Here is a 22,181-nt window from a genome sequence, read left to right on the forward strand (position 1 = left end):
AAGATAGGCAGCCGGTCATTATTTGTATAATGGATATTAAGAAAGAGCTTTATTCATGATCACGAATTTGCGTCAACTCGATCTGAATCTGCTGCTGGTTTTCGATGCCCTGATGCAGGAGCAGAACCTGTCGCAAGCGGCCGTTCGACTGAATCTGAGCCAATCGACCGTCAGCAATGCTCTGGCCCGGTTGCGCCAGCAGCTGGATGAGCCGCTGTTCCAGCGCACCGCCCGTGGCATGGTGCCAACACCTCAGGCGCATGCGTTGTACGGGCCGGTGCGCGACGCGCTGCAACTGCTGCGATTGGGTTTGGGGCCACAGCAAAACATCGACTTGAATGCGGAACTGCTTTTCCGGCTGTCGATGAACGATTACGCCCAAGCGATCTTTCTGCCCGGCCTGCTCATGCATTTGCGAGCACAAGCGCCGCAGTTGATGCTGTCGGTGCAATTTGACGAGGCAGAAACGCTGGCCAAGCGCCTGAAGTCCGGCGAGCTGGATCTGGCCATCGATTATTTGCATTTTGATGATGAGGAGCTGCGCTACCAACCCTTGCTTGAAGAACAGTTGGCGGTCATTGCGCGCGCCGACCATCCCGTTGCCAATGCGGGGCTGACGTTGGCGCAGTATCAGGATTGCAATCATGTGGCGGCGTTACCGCGCGCCGGTCGCGGTTCACCGCTGGAGATAGTGCTAGGGTCGGCCAAGGTGCAACGCAAGGTGCAGCTATTTGTGCCGCAATATCTGGCCATTCCGACCATTGTTGCGCAGACCGATTTACTCGGCACGGTACCACGGCGCCTTGCCGAACATTTCGCCCGGCAGTATGCGCTGCAAGTCTTGCCATTACCGCTGGCGATACCGCCGATTCAGGTGAATTTGATCTGGCATAAACAGCAAGATGTCTCTGTCGCGTTACGTTGGCTCAGAGAGCAGGTGACGGCCCACACGCATGAGCGTTTTGCGGTGTCGCCATAGTTAATCTGATGGCGGTTTATCGATTGGGGTGATTAGGGAAGCTCTGATCTAGTGGTCAACTACCGTTCGTGGTGAGCTTGTCGAACCACAGAAAGCCGATATTTCAGCGTAATTCTGTTCACCCTTCGACAAGCTCAGGGCGAACGGAGACTAAATCAGAGTGTCCTTAGGGTGATTGGGTGATTGCGTCGATTGGATAGGATTAACTATCGGTCGGACCGATGAAGCACTTATTTTTGGGCTGAATAAGAGCTGATTGGCGCGCGAACAGGCATTCGCAGTAGCGGTGTCGAACCGAAACAGGCACGCGCTTTCAATGCTTGCTCAGGAGTTCGCCGGTGTCTGAAGCAAATCGCCGGCGCAAATCTCCCGCACCAAACCGCGCAACCAGCGATGCGCCGGATCAGCATCCAGCCGGGGATGCCAGAACAGCGAGATCGTGATCGCCGGCATGGCAAACGGCAGTGCAAAGCTGTTCATGCCGGTCCGCAGATTGCCTGTGTGTTTTTCCGGCACGGTGGCGATCAAATCCGAGCCGCGGGCAAACGCCAGCGCGGTTGAAAAGGCGTCAACGCTCGTCACCACCTCGCGGGTCATTCCAAGCGGATTCAGTGCGTCATCAACCAGTCCGTGATCAAAGCCGCGGCGCGAGATGCCGACGTGTTTGCCGGTGCAATAGCGGGCAACGCTGATCTCGCCTTGAGTCAAGTCATGACCTGCGCGCACCACGCCAACAAAACGATCACGAAACAGCGCTTGCGCCCGCACTTCCGGGCCCATCTCATTGCCAATCACGCCGGTCTCCAGATCGACGCTGCCGTCGCGCAGGGCGGTGCTGTCCTTGTTGGTTTTCTGGACAAAGGCGAGTCGCACGCCGGGTGCCTGCTCGGCGACTTTGGCAATCAATGCCGGGCCGAAATTTTCGGCGAAGCCTTCGCGTGTACGCAGCGTGAAAATTCGGTTCAGTTGGCTGAGCTGCAGGTGCTCAACCGGGCGCAGCACGCCTTCGGCTTCCTGACGGAGTTGGCTGACCCGTTCGCGCAATTCGATGGCGCGTGGGGTGGGGACCAGGCCGCGGCCGGCGCGGACCAGTAGCGGGTCACCGGTGGTCTCGCGCAGGCGCGCCAGCGCCCGGCTCATGGCCGACGGACTCAGCCGCAGCCGCTCTGCCGCGCGGGCGACGCTGCCTTCGGTCAGCAGCACGTCCAGCGTCAGCAACAGGTTCAGATCGGGCGTTTCCATGGCAGAACCCTAGCACGGTTTGGCCAATACATGGCGTTTAATGCACTAATAAGCTGCAACTGCTGCGCCTTCCGCCATCTCAGGCCGGGCCATACCATCTGGCTATCCCGTTTCTGACCCGGGTCAATCACATCCGGAAGGGCAAAAACCATGACCAATACCGCTTCCACCGCCGCAGCCTCCGCACCTGTCGCCACCCCCTCTGGCGCTTGCACGTTGAGGCAGCGCAGTTCCTTCCGCTGGGGTCTGGCCAGCCTGGCGCTGGCCATGCTGCTGTCTTCGCTGGGGACCAGCATCGCCAACGTCGGTTTGCCAACGCTGGCGCAGGTCTTCAACGCCAGCTTTGCCGAAGTGCAGTGGGTGGTGCTCGCGTATCTGCTGGCGATCACCAGCCTCATCGTCAGCGTCGGGCGGCTTGGCGACCTCATCGGTCGACGCCGTCTGTTGCTTATTGGCATCGCGATTTTCACCGTCGCGTCAATCTTGTGTGGTGCGGCGCCGACGCTGTGGTGGCTGCTTGCAGCGCGTGCCGTGCAGGGGCTGGGTGCGGCAATCATGATGGCGCTGACCATGGCGTTTGTTGGCGAGATGGTGCCAAAAGAAAAAACCGGTAGCGCGATGGGTCTGCTCGGCACCATGTCGGCAATCGGCACCGCACTCGGCCCCACATTGGGTGGCGTATTGATTTCGGGATTTGGTTGGTCCGCGCTGTTTTTCATCAACGTGCCGCTTGGTTTGCTGGCGTTGTTGCTGGGTTATCGTTTTCTGCCACGTGCGCGCGCGGATCTGAAGTGGGCGCAACGCCGCTTCGATATTCGTGGCACGCTGCTGCTGGTGCTGACACTTGTGACTTACGCGCTGGCGGTGACCGTTCAATTCGACGCAGCGCACTCGGGTTTCGGCTGGCTCAACCTGTTATTGCTCATGATGGCACTGCTTGCTGCGCTGCTGTTTATCGCTGCCGCGAAGCGGACGGCGTCACCGCTGATCCCGCTGCGAATGTTTCGCAGCCCCCTGCTGAGCGCCGGTTTTGCGATGAGCACGTTGGTGACAACCGTGGTCATGGCGACGCTGGTGGTCGGGCCGTTTTATCTGTCCGGTGCGCTGATGCTCGATGCGGCCGAGATTGGCCTGGTGATGTCATCGGGACCATTGGTCGCAGCGCTGACTGGCGTGCCGGCCGGCCGACTCGTTGATCGGTTTGGTGCCCAGCGCATGACGCTGAGCGGGCTCATCGCCATGGCAACCGGTGCGGCGCTATTGCCACTGCTGTCGACTCATTTCGGTATTCCGGCTTATGTCGCGCCGCTGATGCTGCTCACTGCCGGTTACGCCGTGTTCCAGGCGGCCAACAACACCGCCGTGATGACAGGAAGTCCGCCCGATCAGCGTGGGGTGATCGCCGGCATGCTGAATCTGTCGCGCAATCTGGGTCTTGTCACGGGAGCTTCTGTCATGGGCGCGGTATTCGCTTTCGGTGCGGCTGCGTCCAATCTGCTGACCGCGACGCCCGCTGCTGTGACCGCCGGTATGCGACTGACGTTTATCGTTGCGACCGTGATAATTCTGATTGCTCTGGTCATTGCCGTGGCAAGTCACGCGCGTGCTGCACGCGCTGTCGCTGCCAAGCGTTGAGCGGGTGAAATCATGAATTTCATGCACGTCGAGGCAAAGCGAGCGGTGATGGCAATGCTGCTTGGTGTCAGTTTTGTTGCGGCAACGTCAACTGCAGCTAAAGAAGAAAGTACAAATGCACCCGGTGTGGAGCGGCCAACACCGGCAGAACCGTATCCGCTTGCGGCGGCGGGGTGGGGGCCAGAACTCGGCAACGGTTTGTTTGCCAGCCGCTGGGCGGAGGACTGGACCAGTATGCGGGCAGCGGGAACGGCGCCATTATTTAAGGGCATGCCGATTGGTGATGAGGCATCACTGACACTGAACGCGGAAACCCGCTGGCGTTACGATGTGGTCGAAAACGGTCAGCTTCGTGAGGGCAACGATTACCAGCAAGGTTTGCTGCGTGCGGTGCTGGGTGCCGAGCTGCGCGTCAACGACGGTCTGCGTGCATACGGCGAACTGGCGAGCGGTCAGGTTGATGGTCGTCGTGACACGGCCACCGCCAACTTCCAGAACGACGCTTCATTGCAGCAATTGTTTGTCGATGCCAAGCATTACGCTGGCGAAAATCTGTTTGGTGCAATCATTGGACGCCAGGAGTTCTCCGATGGTCCACGGCAGTTGATCAGTTTGAGTGATGGCCCGAATCTTCATCGGACCTGGAATGGTGTGCGCCTTTACGCCCACAATAAATGGCGCCGTTTCGGCGCATTCGATCTGCGCGCAACCCGGCTGCAACGCGCGGGCTTTGACGAAGCGTGGAACCCGGAGGAGCGGCTACAGGGTCTCAATGCCAGTTTCATACTGTCGGCTGATGCAACGGCGGACATGTTTCTGGATCCATTTTGGTTTCATAGTGAAAATCCAAACTTTCGCTCCGGTAGTCAACTTGGTCTTGATACGCGCAATACCGTTGGTACGCGCCTGTGGGGCAAGCGGGGCGAGCTGAAATTCGACTGGACGCTCGCGCACCAGAGCGGCGATTTCATGGGCCGTGCCATTGATGCCTGGGGCCTTTTCACAGTGCAGAGTGTCGTGCTTTCCAGCGAAGGCTGGAAGCCTCGTCTGACCGCACATATCGACGCTGCTTCCGGTGGCGGTACTTATGCAGAGGGAACGCTTAATGGCTTCAATCCGCTTTACGCCAGCTCCAATTATCTTGGCGAAGGTCAGTTCCTCAGTCTCAGTAATTTGCTGATGGTTGCGCCGGGGATAACCGTGTCGCCAACCGCCGCGACGACACTTTCTGCCGAATATGGTTTTGCCCGTCGCCTCGACACGGATGATGCGGCTTACGCGGGCGGCATGCGCGCCTATGCCGGCAGCCAGAACGTCCCCGGCCATGAGCTGGGTGGGTTGCTGCGGGTTATCGGCACCTGGTCGGTTGATCCTCGGTGGACGGTGTTCTTCAACTACGAACATTTTGATGCTGGCGATGTGCTCGCTCGCGCCGGGCATTCGTCGGGCAGCTATGTCTATGCGGGTGCGACCTTTCGCTATTGAGGGCATGAGGCTTGCCAGTCGACAGCGGGTGCTGAAGCGCACGTCAGCATCGCCCCAGGGTTAGGCCTGACCGTCCGGAGCCAGGCTGCTTTTGCGATGCAGCAAGCCGCGGTCGGCGCCGATTCTGGCCAATTACTGCTACTATCGTTCCCAAGTGGTGCTCCACCATCGTAATGGGAACGATTAAAGCGCGCAGTGATGGCTATTTCTCGCGAAACCGACCCGATTGACGCAGCAATCAAGCAGGAACAGATCCGCATTCTGTATCTCGGGCTGCCCGCGACACTGGCGGTGGCGGCGCTGATTGCGGTGTTGTTGGTCACGCTGGAGTGGCCGCGTTTTCCGCACGACCGGCTGCTGCTGTGGTTAACGGGATTTTTGTTGGTCATTTTTCTGCGCATTGGTCTGCTGTTGGCATGGCGACGCGCCGTGGCGCAGGCGCCCGGCGTCCGCAGCACAGTCGATTGGTTGAACTGGTATCGACTCGGCGTGCTGATGACTGCTGTGGGGTGGGGGCCGGGCGGCTACTGGCTGTTTTCAATCGCCGATGTCAGTCAACAGATCTGGTTGACCATGGTCTTGCTCGGTGTCAGCTCGGCCGGCTCGGCCAGTCATTCGGTTGATCGGGTCTCTGCCTTGCTGATCGCCTGCGTGCCGATACTGCCAGTGATGGTGCTGATGGCACTCAAGCCGGAAGTGTCCATTCTGCTGCCCGTGATGGGTGTGCTGTATCTCATTTACACCTATGCCAGCACCGGCCGGATGCAAACCAATCAGCTCGACAACATTCGTTTGCGGCAACAAACTGCCGATTACACCGAAGCCCTGCGGGTGAATGAGGAGCGTTGGAATCTGGCGCTGGAAAGTGCCGGCGAAGGCGTCCTCGACTGGGATGTCGGTTCGGGGCAGGTTCTCTATTCGCGCAGCTGGAAACAACTGCTTGGCTATTCGGATACGGCGGTTGGCAGCAGCTTGAGTGACTGGCATGACCGCATGCATCCGGACGATCGCGCCAGAGCCTTGGCGGAGTGGCAGGCGCATCTGGACAACACGCTGACGGATTACCACAGCGAACAGCGCATGCGTTGTCAGGATGGCAGCTACACATGGTGCCTCTGTCATGGTCAGGTGGTTGGCCGCGATGCAGCCGGCAAACCGCTGCGCTTCATTGGTATCCTGACCGACATCAGCAAACTGAAGTTTGCGGAAAAGATGCAGGAGTCCTTGCGCGCCATTTCCGAAGCATCGCAGTCGGCAGAAAGCCTGGCCGAATTGTTCCGACGTATTCATCAGGTTATCGGCGAGCTGTTACCAGCCAAAAATTTCTTCGTCGCCTTGTACAACGAACAAACCGAAGAAATGAGCTTCCCCTATTTCATTGACGAGTTCGACCCGCCGCCGGAGGCGCGAAAGCTGGATGAGCATACTTTGTCGGCACGGGTGATTCGCTCACGTCAGGCATTGTTGCTGACGCCGGAAACCGATGTCTCGGGCGATCAGGTCTCATCATCCATTGTTGGCTCGGATTCGCTCGACTGGTTGGGCGTACCGATGCTGTTGCAAGGGCGGGTCATTGGCGTGCTGGTGGTGCAGAGTTATAGCGGTGACGTGCGCTATACCGAGCGCGACAAGCAATTGCTGCAGTTTGTTTCAACCCAAACCGCCGTTGCCATCGAACGCAAACAGGTTCAGGAAAAGCTCAACCACGAACGGCATATACAGAATGCCCTGCGTGACATCTCCGAGGCAGCGCAAGCGTCTGAAAATTTGCAGGACATGTTCGCCAAAATACATGGCATTGTCGGCAGCCTGCTGCCAGCAAAGAACCTGTTTGTTGCCCTCTACGATCATGAAAATGACATTCTCAGTTTCCCCTATTTTGTCGATGAGCATGACGCTCCACCGGGACCTCGCAAGTTGGGGGAGGGTACGCTGTCGGCACGGGTTATCCGTTCGGGTGAGGCGCTATTGCTGACCCGCGACCAATCAAAAAATATTCTGGACCCCGGAACGGTGCTGGTCGGCTCGGCGTTCCTGGATTGGCTGGGGGTGCCGCTGATTTCGCAGAAGCGCACCATTGGCGTGCTGGTCGTGCAAAGCTACGGCGGCAACATTCGCTACAGTGAAAAAGATCGCGACCTGCTGAAATTCGTTTCGACCCAGGTGGCAACCGCCATCGAGCGCAAGCAGTCCGACGAGCGCATTCGCCATCTGGCCCAACACGACGTGTTGACCGACCTGCCAAACCGCGCCCTGTTCAATGATCGCCTGCAGGTCGCTATTACCCGGAATGCCCGTTACAAAGAGCATCTGGCATTGATGTATCTGGATTTGGACAAGTTCAAGCCGATCAATGACACCTACGGTCACGCTGTTGGTGATTTGCTGCTGAAGGAGGCCGCCGACCGGATTCGGCAGAGTGTCCGTGATTCCGATACCGTTGGCCGGATCGGAGGTGATGAATTTCTGGTGCTGTTGCATACCGTCAGCTCTGCCGAGGCCGCCACCATTGTTGCCGAGAAAATCCGCTCCGCGCTGGCCAAGCCGTTTTCCATTCTTGGCCATGAGCTGGCCATCTCCGGCAGCATTGGCGTTGCCATCTACCCCGAAAATGGTGGCGATCAGAAGTCCTTGGCTGCCTGTGCGGATGCCGCCATGTACCGTGCCAAACATGAAGGTGGCAATCGCTATGTCATCGTCGATGGGACCAAGGTGGCCGATGGCTGTTTTTCCGACAATGAAACAGTCGATGCTGATCGTGTTGATGGTGCTGCTCCCGCTGAAACCCGAAATGTCTGAAAGTGGTTGCGCCGACTGGTGATGCCCTGTCGGTCTGATAGTTCCATGTTTGTAAAGATGAGCTTCCGGTGACGCCAATCTATCGGTAACACTGAACTATCCATGGCGCCGATCTATCCGTGACGCCGATCTATCCTCGACCCTGATCAACCATCTCCCTACCAATGAATCTTTCATGACCACCTCCCTGCCGACCGCATCCCCACTGACGGCTTACCAACATGCGCTTGCCGTTGATGGCTTTGTCGCAGACAGCGCGCAATGGCGCGCGGTGCAACAACTGCAACAGTGCCATGAGCAGCTGCTCAGTTCTGACCGTGCGCAGCCGGTCTCGGGCGTGTATTTGTGGGGGCCGGTTGGGCGCGGCAAAACCTGGCTGATGGATCAGTTTTACCGCTGCCTGCTTGCTCATTCATCGGTACCTGTCAAACGGCTACATTTCCATCATTTCATGCGCTGGGTGCATCAGCGATTATTTGCGCTGAGCGGCACTGCGGCACCGTTGCAAGCGCTGGCGCGGGAACTGCGGGCCGAGACTCGGGTGCTGTGTTTTGACGAGCTGTTTGTCAGCGATATTGGCGATGCGATGATACTTGGCGGTTTGTTGCAAGCGCTGTTTGACCAGGGCTTGGTCGTGGTGGCCACCTCGAATCAAGCGCCACAGCAACTCTATGCTGAAGGATTTAACCGCGAACGCTTGCTGCCGGCCATTGCCGCCATTGAGCGACATATGCAGATTGTCAGTGTCGATGGTGAGCAGGACCACCGCCTGCATCCCGGACTGATGCGGCAGCGGTATTGGCTGAGCGGCGAGGGCAGTGGAATGGCCGAGGCATTTGCGGCGTTCGCAACAGCGGAATCTGTCGCCTTGCCGGGTGAAAGAGATGAGCGGAATTCGGACCTCGTTCTCGCGCATCCGCCTGCGTTCGAACTCGGCCATTTGCCCATTCCGGTTGTTCGTCGCAATGCGAAGGCCATCTGGTTTCGATTCCATGATCTGTGTGAGCAGCCATTGGCGGCACTGGATTTCATCACGCTCTGCGATCAGTTCGCTGCCATCTTCGTCAGTGATGTACCCAATCTGAGCGCACAGCAGCGGCCCGGCAGGATCGCCCGTGGTACCGAAGATGCGGCGGAGCGCGTTGCCGCCGGCGATCGGCAGTTGCCGGCACTCTCCATTCATGACGACAGCGTGCGCCGCTTCATTGCCCTGGTTGATGAATGCTACGACCGCCAGATTCCACTGTATGTCGAAGCCGCGGTGCCAATGGAGGTGCTGTACACCGAAGGCTATCTGTCTTTCCCGTTCCGGCGCACCCTCAGCCGGTTGAAGGAAATGCAGTTGCAGCGCTTTGGTGCTGCCCGTCGTAGATAGGCTTGAACAACTGGTGTGGTTTGATTCGCCACCTTGTGGCTAACTTGCATAAGTTGCCTTGATTCCAACCATTGACGCCACCACTGACGGCCATCGCTACTTGTATGACGTAAATCTCTGTTTCCGTGGGGATTATCCATTTTCATTCGACCTCGACAGCCCTGCCACGCGCCTTTCTCCTGGATTGGCACAGTCTCTGCTCTATGTGATAGCAATCGCTTGAATCTGCTTCTCGGCAAGTGATTGCGACCTCGGCTGACATAGGGAGAACAACATGTTGAAACAGCGAATTTGGCGTGGACTGATTGCTGTCCTGATGCTTGCCATGGGTCCGGTGTCGGCGGCTGAGGGTGACGTGGTGCCGGGTTTTACCAAAGTGACTATTTCGGTCGCTGGCAACACCCAGATTCATGCTGGTGGCGAGTATCGAGTCAGTATCAAAGCCGAGGTTTCGATGCGGCAGCGGATAAAGGTGGACGTTGACGGTGACACGCTGCGGGTCTATTGCCCCGGCAACTGCGGTTCGCTGCACCACGATGGTATCGATGTCTACCTGCCACAGCTGAATGAGCTGCATCTACTCAATGGCGGTCGTATCGAGCTGGACACAGGCCTGCCTGTGGCTAACTCGCTCGGTCTGACAGTGCATAACGGCGGCACGATTGATGCGGGCAATGCAATTGCTGAGCGGGTCGTGGCAGAGGTGCATAACGGCGGCCGCATTGTGCTCGCTGCATGCAGTCAACTTGATACCCGCATCCGCAATGGTGGCGATATTCAGTATTTTGGCACACCGAAAATTAGCAAGGATGTGATCAATGGCGGCAACGTCAGCAGCGCCAGCGGTGGAGAATCCATCGTGGCGTGCAATAAAGCTGAGGCAAATGCGGCTCAGTGAATCTGGCACAAGCATGCCTTCACATAAGACGAATCAGCAATTGAGGTAAGTCGTGATGAGAGTTTTCGCTATTCTCGCCATCGCTACGTTTTCGTTAACGATCAGCGCCGGCGATGACAAAACAGCCAATCCAGCGATAAATCTGACGGCAGGACCAGCAATGTCAGCGGAAATGACCCGCCAGATTGGTGAACGTGATGCGGCGCTATTCACGTCGATTTTCGACAATTGCAATGCCGAAAACGTCGGCGCAATGGTGACTGACGACTTTGAGTTCTATCACGACAAGTGGGGCCTGACCGGCAATACCAAGCAGCAATTTGTCGATTCCATTGCCGGTATGTGCAAACGCATTCAGGACGGTACCGACTTTCGCGCCCGGCGCGAACTGATTCAGGGCAGCATGAAAGTCTATCCCCTGAACAATTACGGCGCCGTCGAAACCGGCTCGCACCGCTTTTATGCGCTGACCCCGGGCCAACCGGACCGGTTGACAGAAACGGCGCAATTTACCCACATCTGGAAAAACGAGCAGGGGGTCTGGAAGCTGGCGCGAGTGATCTCGTTTGATCATCAACTCGCCAAGTAATGATTGTGTTCATCTCACCCGTTTCATTTTTTAGCGCAAGGATACCCCGCTGTTGAATCCCTTTATTGACGCCAATCGCCGCATTCGGAATGGCTGGTGGTTGTTGATTTTCTGGTTGGTGATGGCGCCAATCGGATTTCCGATTTTGATTGCCTTGCACGAGTTCCAACTTGAGCCGGATGAAACCAGCCGTTTCGTCCTGACCGGCGCCATCCTGCTGGTGGCAGCGGTGATCTGCCAATGGCTGCGCAAGCGACCTGTAGCGGAGCTCGGCCTGACGCCAACCTTGCCATGGTGGCGTGAATTGGCAATAGGCGGTTTGCTCGGTGCCGTGCTGATGCTGTTGCCGGCTGCGATGCTCTGGCTGGGTACGGATTTGCGCTGGCAACTGAATCCAAATGGCGTCTCTGCTTTGCTGCCGGGCTTGTTGCTGATGGCGGCGGTGGCGTTCGCCGAAGAAGTGCTTTACCGCGGCTTCATGTTCCAGCGGCTGATCGATGGCATCGGCGTGTGGCCAGCGCAATTGCTGATGGCCGCATTTTTTATGCTGTCGCATTGGAACAATCCGGCGATGACAGGAACGAGCAAGTGGCTCGCCAGCCTGAATATTTTCACGGCGTCACTGCTGTTTGGCCTGGCATACATCAAGACCCGGCGATTGACGATGCCGATTGGCATACATCTGATGGCTAACTGGGTACAAGGACCGGTGCTTGGCTTTGGTGTATCCGGGTCGGATTCTCCCAGTTGGTTGCAACCAATCAGCAGCGCCCCAGACTGGCTATCAGGCGGGGCGGTTGGATTGGAAGCCAGCGTACCGGGCTTGGCGGCCGTTTGTGCATTGACGTACTGCCTGTATCGTTGGTCACCACCACTGAATCGCTAGCAGACTGCGGGCTAGCATCTGGGGTCGGGACGGGTCGGGTCGGGACGCAAGTTTATTCTCTGGTTGCTGTAACAAGCTGCCGGCGCTGGCGTCTAGCTCGACTCGTCTACCGCCATTGATATCGATATGCGCACACTTTTGGCTGCTGTTCCTGTTGCTATTCTGCTTACTTCGCCATCAACTCAAGCGAATAGCGAGTTTGGCTTTCTCGCTGACGGCCGTTTTCAGGACGTAAGCTATCGAGAGCAGGGGTTTGATAAGCACGCGCTGAAACTCGGTGAAGCCAACGATGTCGGTCGCAATGAAGTACTGACCGCTGGCGGACAATGGCAATACAGCTGGCTTGATGAATGGCGCGTCAAGGTAAGCGCTCTGGCGGACAATCTTGAAGACGGCGACCCCGGTTTGATCGAAGCATTCGTCGGCTACCAACCGATCCCCGATGATGCCTGGCGCTCGCAGTTTCGCACCGGGATGTTCTTTGCGCCGTTTACGATGGAGAACACCGAACGCTTCTGGCAGGACCGCTACGGCCTGACGCCAAGCGCTATTACCAGCTGGTTTGGCGAAGAGCTCAGGACCTTCGGTGCGGAATACCAATTGGACTATCGTGGCGAAGTGGAAGAAAAGCCTTGGCGGCTAGGTCTTACGGCCGCGGTCTTTCAGGGCAATGATCCCGCCGGGTCTTTGCTGGCTTGGCGAGGGTTTGGTTTGCATTCCCGCATTTCCCGCTGGAATGAATCCATCGATCTGCCATTGTTGCCCGCCTTCTCCGATGCAGGCCCGTTTCCGAAGCAGTCGCAGGAAGTAAATCCCTTTGAAGAAATCGACCACAGAGTGGGCTGGTATGTTGGTGGTCGATTTGAATTTGAACGGAGCAGTCAAATTCAACTCTGGCATTATGACAATCGTGGCGATCCCACTTCATTCAGGGATGGTCAATACAGTTGGGATACTCGATTTGATCTGCTTTCCATCCGTCAGACCTTCGCCAGCGATTGGGAGGTCTTGGCGCAGTGGTTGCGGGGGGAATCGTTCATGGGGGCAGCACCAACCAGTGTAGATATTGCATTCATTGCGCAATACGTCATGATCAATCGTCGCTTTGACAATCAGTCGGTCAGCTTGAGAATTGAGCACTTCAAGGTGGATGACAATGACCTGACCGCCCTGGATAACAATGACGAGAAGGGCAGGGCAATAACGTTGGCGTGGTTGTGGCATTTTGCCGAGCGTTGGCGTTTGGGTGCTGAATGGTTGCGCGTAAGTGCGAAACGGCCGGCACTGGCAACGGTAGATATCCCTACCGAACCGGATGATCATCAAGTCAGCTTATCTATCCGCTATATTTTTTAGCTTGTAGTCATCGCAATGACTGCAGTTTTTTTAGGTACAGGTTAATCATCAGATACACGACCACGTGTCAGGCGCCACTGGCCTGACACGTGGTTTTGTCTTTTGTGGTGAAATGCGACTAGCGTCAAATAGCAACAATTACTGACTCTTGGCGCGCTCAACGGTCCAGCTATTGACCGCCGTTTGCAGCATCGGCAGCGTTACCGCGCCGTCACCCAGAATCACATCGTGAAAGCCTTTGATGTCAAACTTGTCGCCCAGCTTTTGTTCTGCCTCATGCCGCAAGCGCTGAATTTCCAGACTGCCGATCATGTAGGCGGTGGCCTGCGCCGGCACGGCCAGATAGCGGTTCACTTCGCTTTCGACCTGGGCACGCTGCTCTGCGGTGTGCGCAAGCATGTAATCAATCGCCTGTTCACGACTCCAACCCAGCGCATGCATGCCCGAATCGACAACGAGGCGGGCGGCGCGAAGCGCTTGATTGGACAGCATCCCCATGCGATCGGCCGGGGTGGAATACAGTTTCATTTCATCGGCGAGCTGCTCGCTGTACAGCCCCCAGCCTTCGGCCATTGAAGACACGTAGAGATAACGCAGCACCGGGTGCACGCCCTTGCCGAAAATCGCCACGGCCATCTGCAGGTGATGACCCGGATAGGTTTCGTGGAACGCTGTCGATTCGGCACCCACCTTGCTGATCGTGTTGGCCTCGAACGTTCCCAGCTCATAGGTACCGGGCCGGCTGCCATCGACCGAGCCAGAGGCATAGAAACCGCCGCCTGATGCCTTCTGATAGGCCGGAAACGGTTTCACGATAACCTCAGCTTTTGGCACAAACCCGAACCAGTCGTGCACCGCCACCTCCGCACGACTGACGGCCGCTCGGGCAAAGCTCAGCACGTCTTCTTCCGATTTGAAGGCGTATTGCGGATCGGAGCGGAACTTCTCCAGCAAGGCTTTGACGTCGTCGGTTTGAAAATCGTCGTGGGCGATCTTTGCCATAGCGTTTTCGATGCGCGCCATTTCGCGCAGACCGGTGTCATGAATGGTTTGCGCATCCACTGCGAGTGAGGTGTGAAAACGTACCGAAGCGGCGTAGCAGGCCGCGCCATCCGCATTGGCTGTCACGCCAACGGCGTCTCGACCTTGGTATTCCTTGGCGAGAAAATCACGGTAGCGAACCATGGCCGGGTTGATGACATCAACCACCACCGTACGCACTTGCTGCGTAAACGCCTCATCGGTGGCGCGTGCTGCCGGATCAAAAAACGGTGAGGATTCGGGCGCGCTGGCGAGCAGGGCATCGACTTGGCGGATCACCGCTGCCACGTTGACCCGAGGCGCGAGGTAGGCCGATTTCATGCCCTGCTTCAAATTGGCGATTTCGGTATCCAGATAACCGGCAACGGCGCGCAAACGCGCCAGCGCGTTGGCTCGTTCGGTGTCGCTGCTGACCGGTTGCTGGGCAAAGGTGGAGGCCAACATGCTTTGCCAACCGTTATAGGTCGGGCTGACATTCCAGAGTTCGGTGTGACACACACGCCGCGCTGCCGCCGCTTCCAGCCGGTCACGGGTAAAGCTGTAGGGTACTGCCGCCGGGGTACCAGCCAGCTGCGCCGCATCGATTTGCTTCAGCGCATTCAGCCAGCCATCTTCGCTTGCCTGCCAAGCAGTGATCGCGGCGACGCTGCGGTCACCCAGCTTGTCCATTGGCGTATCCGGGTAACCGATTTCATACGCTTCTTCCGGAAACTGATGGTAATAGCCGTCGACATATTCCTGGGCGATACGCATGGCGGCATCAGCCGCACTTTCTTTTGGCTCGGGTTGGGATTGGCTACAGGAGGTTGCCATGACGGCAGCGAGCAACAACAACAGCGGACGAAAACCGGACATTGCGTGACTCCATTGCAGAAAAAACGAGGAAACGGAAATTTGACCTTACGGGTTATGGCAAAGCCGGATACTGACGTCGGCCATTACCGCTCTCGGAAAAATCGAAATCTAGCGCCAGAAAAAGAAGCTGCTGGCGGCGCCTATCAGCGCGCACAGCAACAAGCGCCAACCGGAAATGATCCGGGGCCCGGTCGCAACCGCCAGCATGCGATTGCCATGCAGCATTGCCGGCACCAATGGTTCGCGCTTGACCCAGGTGTAGAAGGCAATGGCATTCAGGTGCACCAGCACCGCCGCCAGCAGGATGTTGAAGTTGATCTCATGCCATTCATGCATGAATTCGCTGACAGAGTCGCTGACCAGCGCATAAAGCGGCGCCTCGAAATCGACATCATCAAAATTGAACAGGCCGGTTACGCTCTGCACAATCAGCAGCAGCAACATCAGCAATACCATCCAGCCGCCGGCCGGATTGTGGCCAATGCTAATTGGGGGTTCGGCTGTTTTTGTCGATTCAACTGTTTTTGTCGAATCAACAGTTGCCGTGGGGTTTGCGGAATTGGCTTGCGCTGCTGATGCTGGTTTCAGCAGCGCCTTCAAGCTGGCGATGGCCAGCTTCGGGTGGCGCAGAAACTGGCTGAAGCGGGCCGTGTCGCTGCCAACGAAGCCCCACAGCAAACGAAAAACCAGCAGACCCAGCACGGTATAACCGAGTCGGGCATGCCAGAGCACAGGATCCAGATACCAGCCATGACTGCTGGCCCAGTCCTCGATGGCCTCATCCTGCTCGGCCAGCAGCCACAGCAGCGGCAACAACAGCACCAGTGCCCAGTGAAACAGGCGTATGCCGATATCCCAGATTTTGATGGAGCGGAGTGTTGTCATGGTGGCGGAGCGAGCGGGAGGAGTTTGCGCCATAGCATAGCGCATTGATCGTGCAGAAAAACCAACGGGGCCAAGTGGCCCCGTTGGTTGGCTGATACGTGCTTACTGCACGTCCATTTCCTTCAGCAGGTTGTCGGCATGGTCGACCACCTTCATGTTCCACAGCATATAGCGCAGATCAACCGCGATGGTACGCGTGGTGGCGGTGTTGAAATCCCAGTCCGAGATCACCGAGTCGAGGGTACCGTCGAAGGCCAGACCCACCAGCTCGGCGCGTTTGTTCAGCACCGGTGAACCGGAATTGCCGCCGGTAATGTCCAAGGTGGCCAGGAAGTTGACCGGTACCGAGTCGAGACTCGACTCGTAATACTTGTCGAACTTCTTGTTCTTGATGGCATCAAGTTGCGCAGCCGGAGCTTCGAACTCACCTTCGCCGGTGTTTTTGGCGAGCACGCCACGCAGCGAGGTGAACGCGGTCCAGGCGGTACCGTCGGCATTGCCAGCGGTACGGCTGGCCACCTTGCCATAGGTCACGCGCAGCGTGCTGTTGGCATCCGGGTAAACCGCTTCGCCTTTGCTGTTCTTGAACGCGATCAGCGCCTTCATGTAATTGGCATAGGCTTGCTGAATTTTGCCACCAAGCTCCTTGTCACGGGCTTCGCGCGCTTCGTCGTCGGCATACAGTGCCACGGCGGCCTTGATGAAACGATCATCACTGGCATTGAAAGTCGCGACATCGCGATCAAACCAGGCCAAACGTTCGGCCTTGTCACCAAGCTTGCTGCCGGCATACAGCACTTCGAGTTGCGCCTTGATGGCGGCTTCATCCTGACCGGCTTTCAGACCCAGAGCCGACAGGAACACGGTGTTCTGATCCTTGACCGGCAGCGCCAGATAGCGCTTCAGGAAGTGCAGCGCGAGCGCCTTGTCGACTTGCTCGTCATAGCGCTTGTCGATCGCGTCCAGCGCCTGCTTGATGCGATCGTAATCGCGTTCCTGATAGCCGGACTTGCGCTCGGTATCCGGTTTGGCTTTTTCGTTTGCCACTTTGTACAGCGTGCGTGCCGTGCTGAGGAAACGCGGAGCGGCGTAGCTCATCAGAAATTCGCGCTGGGTAATGGCATCGCGCTCGGCAATCAGCTTCTCCGCGTTACTGACATCGGCGGCGTATTGTTTCTTTCGCGCCTTGTCGGCGTTGATCCAGGCCTTCATTTCGGCAAAGGCCTGCTTTTTCCGCGCCAGAAAATCGCTGCCCTTGTAGCTGTTCAGCATGCCCTGACGGTTGGTGAAGTAGTTATGGATGCCCTTGGCGGTCGAGGCGTACTTGATCTCGGCCTCTTTGCGGTCCTTGGTTTCGCGAGCAATGATGTCGAGCTGCTCACCGGAGGCTTTGACAAATTCCGGATAGAACCAGCCGAAGGTGAATTCGACTTCTGATGGCAGGCGATGCCGGTTGGTGCGACCCGGATAACCGGTGACCATGACAAAATCACCTTCTTTCAGGCTGTCTTTGGCCAGACGCAGGTAATGTTTTGGCACGTAGGGCACGTTTTCCGGGCTGTAACCGGCCGGTTTGCCGTCTTTGCCGACATAGGCGCGATAAAAGCTGTAATCGCCGGTGTGGCGTGGCCACTGCCAGTTGTCGGTTTCGCCACCGAAATTGCCAATACCTTCCGCCGGTGCGTGCACCAGACGGACATCCAGAATTTCCATCTGCTTGATCAAATAGAATTCAAGGCCGCCGTAATAGCTATAAACGTTGCAGCGATGGCCAACGTCCTTTTCGCATTCGGCAACGATGGCTTTTTCATTGACTTCCATGGCATCGACGCGCTTCTTGCCGGTCAGTTTGGCGGTATTGGCATCAATGATCTTGTCGCTGACATTTTGCACATCGACCGTGACGAACACGCGACTGCCCGGCGCGGCTTTCAGTTCATCGGACATGGTCTTGGCCAGGAAGCCGTCTTTGATCAGGTTTTTGTCAGCGGTCGAGTTGTACTGGATGCTGCCGTAGGCGCAGTGGTGATTGGTAACGACCAAGCCCTGCGGTGATACGAATGAGGCGGTGCAACCACCAAGGCTGATGATGGCGCCCATCGGGAATTCGGTCAGCTGGGTCAGCGTGGCCGGATCCAGTTCCAGACCGGTGGCTTTCAGATCATTGGCAATCTGCGGCAATTGCTGCGGCATCCACATGCCTTCGTTGGCGAAAGTGCCGGTCGTTGCAACACCTGCCGTGACGGCCAGCGCCACGACCGTTGCAGTCATCAGTTTCTTGTTCACGATTTAGACGTCCCCAAAGCAAAACCGGCCGAACGGCCGAAAAAAAGCGCCCGGAGTTTACCGGAGGGGATAGCGTGGCGGGTTGGTGGACACAATTTGTTGCATTCAGCACAAGCGGCTGTACATGGCGCCGCAGTTCGGGTTTACCGGAGCCGGGTTTATCGGCGCCAGATTTACCGGAAGCGGGTTTACCCAAACCCGCTTTACCCAAACCCGCTTTACCCAAACCGGGGAAACCGCTTGGCCGCTCAGCGGGCCGTCCAGCCACCATCGACCGTAATGGTCTGACCGGTGATGTTGCGGGCAACGGGACTGATCAGGAATTCGCAGATACCAGCCAGCTCTTCCAGGCTGATGAACACGCCCTTGGGCATTGGTTTCAACATCACCTCCGAGACTACTTGCTCGGCGCTCATGTTGTACTCGGCCGCGGTCGCGGCAATTTGCTTGTCGACCAGCGGGGTTTTGACATACGTCGAGCAGACGGTGTTGATGGTGATGTCGGTGTCCGCGGTCTCCAGTGCCACCACTTTCGAGAAGCCGAGCAGGCCGTGCTTGGCCGCAACATAGGCCGACTTGAACGGCGAAGCCACCAGCGAGTGAATCGAACCGATATTGACGATGCGGCCAAAGCCGCGCTCGCGCATGCCGGGCAACACGGCCTGGGTCATCCGGGTGGCACCGGTCAGCATGATGTCGATCAGCAGCGCCCAGCGCTCCATCGGAAAGCTTTCCAGCCGGGCGACATGCTGGATGCCGGCGTTGTTGATCAGCACATCGATATGGGGCTCGGCTTGCAGCAGCGTGGCGACATCGTCCGCGTGGGTGACATCGAGCCGATACGGTTTGACTTGCCCGGCCGGCAGACTGCTGGCGAGTGCTTGAACCGCCTCGAGACTGACATCCGTGGCAATGATGAGATGACCGGTCGCGGCCAGCAGGCGGGCAATGCCCTCACCAATGCCGCTGCCGGCGCCAGTAATCAGAATGCGAAGGGCCATGTCCATGCTCATGTCGTGCACCAGGAATGCGGTCACGATACCGGCATCGATGCCGCTTTGTCCGTCCCACTAAAGTGCTAGTGCTCGCAGCGAGCTGCAGCCGCTGCAAATGTGTACTATCCGGTAGCCACTCGGTTGCCGTCATCCCGCGGTTCAAATAGCAATGCCCGCTGTACGGGAAAAAAAAGACGATCCCATGCTGCATCACCCTAACGGATTCTCAGCAATGCCTTCTATGCTTCGTTCAGGCGTATCGGCCGCGCTGGCGTTGTTGCTGGCGGCCTGTGTTTCTCGCGCACCGGAGCCCGTGATGCCCGTCAGCCCTGTCCGCATCGTGTCCATTACGCACTATGACGGCGTCAGCAATGATCTGCTGAGTGCAGGTCTTGGCCTTGCCGGCATTCAATCGGCCACCGCGCCGGAGGCGGCAATCGACGATGCCGAAGCGATTCGGCGTCGCGCCATCTACATGCATTATCGCGGCTTGATTGATCGGACCCCGGGTGGCGGTTTCGGTCGCCTGTTTGGCACCGCGCTGCAGTCCGGCATTGCCGGTACCGAGTTGCTGGCGCAGATTCCGTGGCGCGCGCAAACCTTCACCGCAGTTTTGCAGATCCCTGCTGGTTTTGATCGCAATGCGCCGTGTCTAGTGGTGGCACCAGCCAGTGGCTCGCGCAACGCCTATGGCGCCTTGCCGATCGTCGGCGAATGGGCCTTGCCGCATGGTTGTGCGTTGCTGTTGCACGACAAGGGCGTGGCAGCAGGTGTGGCCACCGCAAGCATGGGCCTGGATGCGCGCGGCCGCGTGGTTTCGCCGGCGCAGGCGGCGTGGCAGGCAAAAACCGGTTGGCAGGAACACGATGGCGTTGCCTTCCGGCATTTGCACGATGGCGCCGATGCCGAAGCCGATTGGGGCCGGATGACCTTGGCGGCAATACGCTGGGCCATGCAGGCGCTGAACGAACAACTCCCGGCCGGACATCACTACCGCAAACCGGCATTGACGATCATTGCCGCCGGCATTTCCAACGGCGGCGCCGCGGTGCTGCGCGCCGCCGAAGCCGATGACGAGCAGTTCATTGATGCCGTCGTTGCCGGCGAGCCCAACATCACGCCGGCGCACTTGCAAACGGTGCAAGTGGGCGAGGGCGCACCGCAGCAAGTCGGGTTGCCGGCACTGACTCAGTTTCCGGAGGTCGGTTTGCTGTTGCCGTGCGCCATTTCAACCCAGCCGCTGCCACCGACGCTGGCCCAACAAGCGCAGCTGCATTGCCGCTGGCTGCGCGAACAAGGCATGCTGACTGGCGTCGACGACAACGCGCTGGCCCATGAGGCGAGCGCGCGGATTCGCGCGCTAGGTTTGCCGGATTCGGTGTTTGCGCTGGCACCAATCACGCTGTCACTCGGGATGCACCAGAGTCTGTTGGCGACCTATGTCAATGCTGCGGCTGGCTCACCTACGCCGGCTATCTGCGAGGTTCGCGTACAGCCACCGCAAGCACCACTTGATGCCGTTGGTTTGGCCCGGCAATTCACCGACGGCAGCGGCCTGCCACCACAGGATTGGCTCGGCGCCGGTGGTCTGTCACCAGCGCAGCAATGGTGTTTGCGCCAGAGCGTCCAGAGCAATGCCACCGTGGCTGAAAGTCTGGCCAAGCAGGCCGGCACCGGACAGCTCGGCACGCGGCCGGTGCTGATCGTGCACGGCCGCGATGATGCCTTGATCGCCGTGCAGCACAGCAGCCGACCGTACTACGGTTTGCTGCAACAAACGGCCGCGACGGCGGCGCGGTACATCGAGGTGACGCATGCCCATCACTTTGATGCATTCAATGGCTTGCCCGGCTACGACCGTATGTTTGTGCCTTTGCACCTGTATTTTTTGCGCGCCATGGACGCCATGTGGGCGCATCTGAAAACCGGCGCCGCGCTGCCATCATCGCAGGTGGTTCACACTCGCTTGCGTACCGGCAGCAGCAGCGAAACAGAAGCCTTGTCACTGCAGCATGTGCCGATGTGGCAACAAGAGCCGGGTACCGACGCGGCCATACGCTGGCAGGATGGGCTGCTGTATATTCCGAAGTAATGGTGGTTGAAAATTTTGATTGGCGCGGGTTTGCGATCTTTTAACATGCTGCGCTCGCGAAAAAGCAGAACGCCGGCAATTTTACTGAAGCGGAAATTGTTCACTCATGTCGTACCGTTTTCTGATTGCAGATGACCATCCCTTGTTTCGGGCCGCACTACGGCAGGCGCTCAGTGCGGTGGCCAGTGATGCCGGCATTGAAGAAGCCGAGTCCTTGAGCAAAGCCAAATCGGCCCTGCTTGCCAGTGCTGATTTTGATCTGGTGCTGCTGGATTTGGGCTTGCCAGACAGCGAGGGCTTTACCGGGCTGATGGCGCTGCGGCACCAGCATCCATCGGTTGGTGTGGCGATAGTCTCGGCGCAGGAAGATGTCGTGGTGATGCGACAGGCTATTGCCCTCGGTGCGGTCGCCTATATCCCGAAATCGGAACCATTGCCGTCGATTGTCGAAGCCATCCGCACCGCCCTCAACGGCCACACTTGGCTACCGCAATCGGCAAAAGAATTGTCCGGCAATCCGGCGGAGGCGCAGCTCGCCGAACGCATTGCCTCGCTGTCGCCGCAGCAATACCGCGTGCTCTGCATGGTGGCCGACGGCAAGCTGAACAAACAAATCGCCGCCGAACTGGAAATTCAGGAAACCACCATCAAGCAGCATGTCTCGGCCATTCTGCGCAAACTGGGGTTGATCAACCGCACTCAGGCCGGTGTGTTGTTGCGCTCGCTGCAGCAGGGCGGTCGGTTGCAGTCTTGATGCGTGCAGGGGAGCGGTGTGCGCCTGTC

General features: G+C 58.0%; 16 protein-coding genes. 11 read left to right on the top strand and 5 right to left on the bottom strand.

What is annotated here, in order from left to right; all coding sequences use genetic code 11:
* Window positions 1-55: 55 nt before the first annotated feature.
* Window positions 56-979, top strand: a complete 924-nt coding sequence (bsrA, locus tag HPT27_RS12500; RefSeq protein WP_172243858.1) for a LysR family transcriptional regulator BsrA — start codon at window positions 56-58, stop codon at window positions 977-979.
* 324 nt (window positions 980-1,303) lie between these two features.
* Here the strand turns inward: bsrA and HPT27_RS12505 are convergent, their stop codons facing one another.
* Complete coding sequence (locus HPT27_RS12505; RefSeq protein ID WP_172243861.1) at window positions 1,304-2,221, bottom strand: LysR family transcriptional regulator; 918 nt, start codon at window positions 2,219-2,221, stop codon at window positions 1,304-1,306.
* 150 nt (window positions 2,222-2,371) lie between these two features.
* On the opposite strand from HPT27_RS12505, the gene HPT27_RS12510 reads away from it, so the two are divergent.
* From HPT27_RS12510 to HPT27_RS12545, 8 genes are all read left to right on the top strand, one after another.
* Window positions 2,372-3,856, top strand: a complete 1,485-nt coding sequence (locus tag HPT27_RS12510) for an MFS transporter (protein WP_211197943.1) — start codon at window positions 2,372-2,374, stop codon at window positions 3,854-3,856.
* 48 nt (window positions 3,857-3,904) lie between these two features.
* Window positions 3,905-5,341 carry an alginate export family protein gene (locus HPT27_RS12515; RefSeq protein WP_172243864.1) on the top strand — a complete coding sequence of 479 codons (1,437 nt, stop codon included), beginning with the start codon at window positions 3,905-3,907 and terminating at the stop codon, window positions 5,339-5,341.
* Window positions 5,342-5,539: 198 nt separating this feature from the next.
* Complete coding sequence (locus tag HPT27_RS12520) at window positions 5,540-8,140, top strand: sensor domain-containing diguanylate cyclase (RefSeq protein ID WP_172243888.1); 2,601 nt, start codon at window positions 5,540-5,542, stop codon at window positions 8,138-8,140.
* Window positions 8,141-8,327: 187 nt separating this feature from the next.
* Window positions 8,328-9,515, top strand: a complete 1,188-nt coding sequence (zapE, locus tag HPT27_RS12525; protein ID WP_172245339.1) for a cell division protein ZapE — start codon at window positions 8,328-8,330, stop codon at window positions 9,513-9,515.
* Window positions 9,516-9,789: 274 nt separating this feature from the next.
* The gene (locus HPT27_RS12530) at window positions 9,790-10,413 is read left to right on the top strand and encodes a GIN domain-containing protein (protein WP_172243891.1); all 624 of its coding nucleotides are present in this window, start codon (window positions 9,790-9,792) and stop codon (window positions 10,411-10,413) included.
* 160 nt (window positions 10,414-10,573) lie between these two features.
* Window positions 10,574-11,002: a nuclear transport factor 2 family protein gene (locus HPT27_RS12535; protein ID WP_172243894.1), complete on the top strand. Its 429-nt coding sequence runs from the start codon at window positions 10,574-10,576 to the stop codon at window positions 11,000-11,002.
* A gap of 52 nt (window positions 11,003-11,054) precedes the next feature.
* Window positions 11,055-11,888 carry a CPBP family intramembrane glutamic endopeptidase gene (locus HPT27_RS12540; RefSeq protein ID WP_172243896.1) on the top strand — a complete coding sequence of 278 codons (834 nt, stop codon included), beginning with the start codon at window positions 11,055-11,057 and terminating at the stop codon, window positions 11,886-11,888.
* A 126-nt stretch (window positions 11,889-12,014) separates the two neighbouring features.
* On the top strand, window positions 12,015-13,244 hold the full coding sequence (locus HPT27_RS12545) for a hypothetical protein (RefSeq protein WP_172243898.1): 1,230 nt from the start codon (window positions 12,015-12,017) through the stop codon (window positions 13,242-13,244).
* 138 nt (window positions 13,245-13,382) lie between these two features.
* On the opposite strand, the gene HPT27_RS12550 is transcribed toward HPT27_RS12545, so the two are convergent.
* The 4 genes from HPT27_RS12550 to HPT27_RS12565 all read right to left on the bottom strand — a co-directional run bounded on the left by HPT27_RS12550 (window position 13,383) and on the right by HPT27_RS12565 (window position 19,348).
* Window positions 13,383-15,140 (bottom strand): DUF885 domain-containing protein, encoded by a 1,758-nt coding sequence (locus HPT27_RS12550; RefSeq protein ID WP_172243900.1) that lies wholly within the window; start codon window positions 15,138-15,140, stop codon window positions 13,383-13,385.
* Window positions 15,141-15,248: 108 nt separating this feature from the next.
* Window positions 15,249-16,025 (bottom strand): cytochrome b/b6 domain-containing protein, encoded by a 777-nt coding sequence (locus tag HPT27_RS12555; protein ID WP_172243902.1) that lies wholly within the window; start codon window positions 16,023-16,025, stop codon window positions 15,249-15,251.
* 102 nt (window positions 16,026-16,127) lie between these two features.
* Entirely contained in the window at window positions 16,128-18,311 is a 2,184-nt protein-coding gene (locus tag HPT27_RS12560; RefSeq protein ID WP_211197944.1) for a S46 family peptidase, read from the bottom strand.
* A 248-nt stretch (window positions 18,312-18,559) separates the two neighbouring features.
* Complete coding sequence (locus HPT27_RS12565) at window positions 18,560-19,348, bottom strand: 3-hydroxybutyrate dehydrogenase (RefSeq protein ID WP_211197945.1); 789 nt, start codon at window positions 19,346-19,348, stop codon at window positions 18,560-18,562.
* Between the two features lie 199 nt (window positions 19,349-19,547).
* Between HPT27_RS12565 and HPT27_RS12570 the strand changes: the two genes are divergently transcribed.
* Window positions 19,548-21,398: a 3-hydroxybutyrate oligomer hydrolase family protein gene (locus HPT27_RS12570; protein ID WP_407951144.1), complete on the top strand. Its 1,851-nt coding sequence runs from the start codon at window positions 19,548-19,550 to the stop codon at window positions 21,396-21,398.
* A 106-nt stretch (window positions 21,399-21,504) separates the two neighbouring features.
* On the top strand, window positions 21,505-22,152 hold the full coding sequence (locus tag HPT27_RS12575; RefSeq protein WP_172243908.1) for a response regulator transcription factor: 648 nt from the start codon (window positions 21,505-21,507) through the stop codon (window positions 22,150-22,152).
* The last annotated feature ends 29 nt before the right edge of the window (window positions 22,153-22,181 follow it).

This window comes from Permianibacter fluminis, from assembly GCF_013179735.1.
GTDB lineage: Bacteria > Pseudomonadota > Gammaproteobacteria > Enterobacterales > Permianibacteraceae > Permianibacter > Permianibacter fluminis.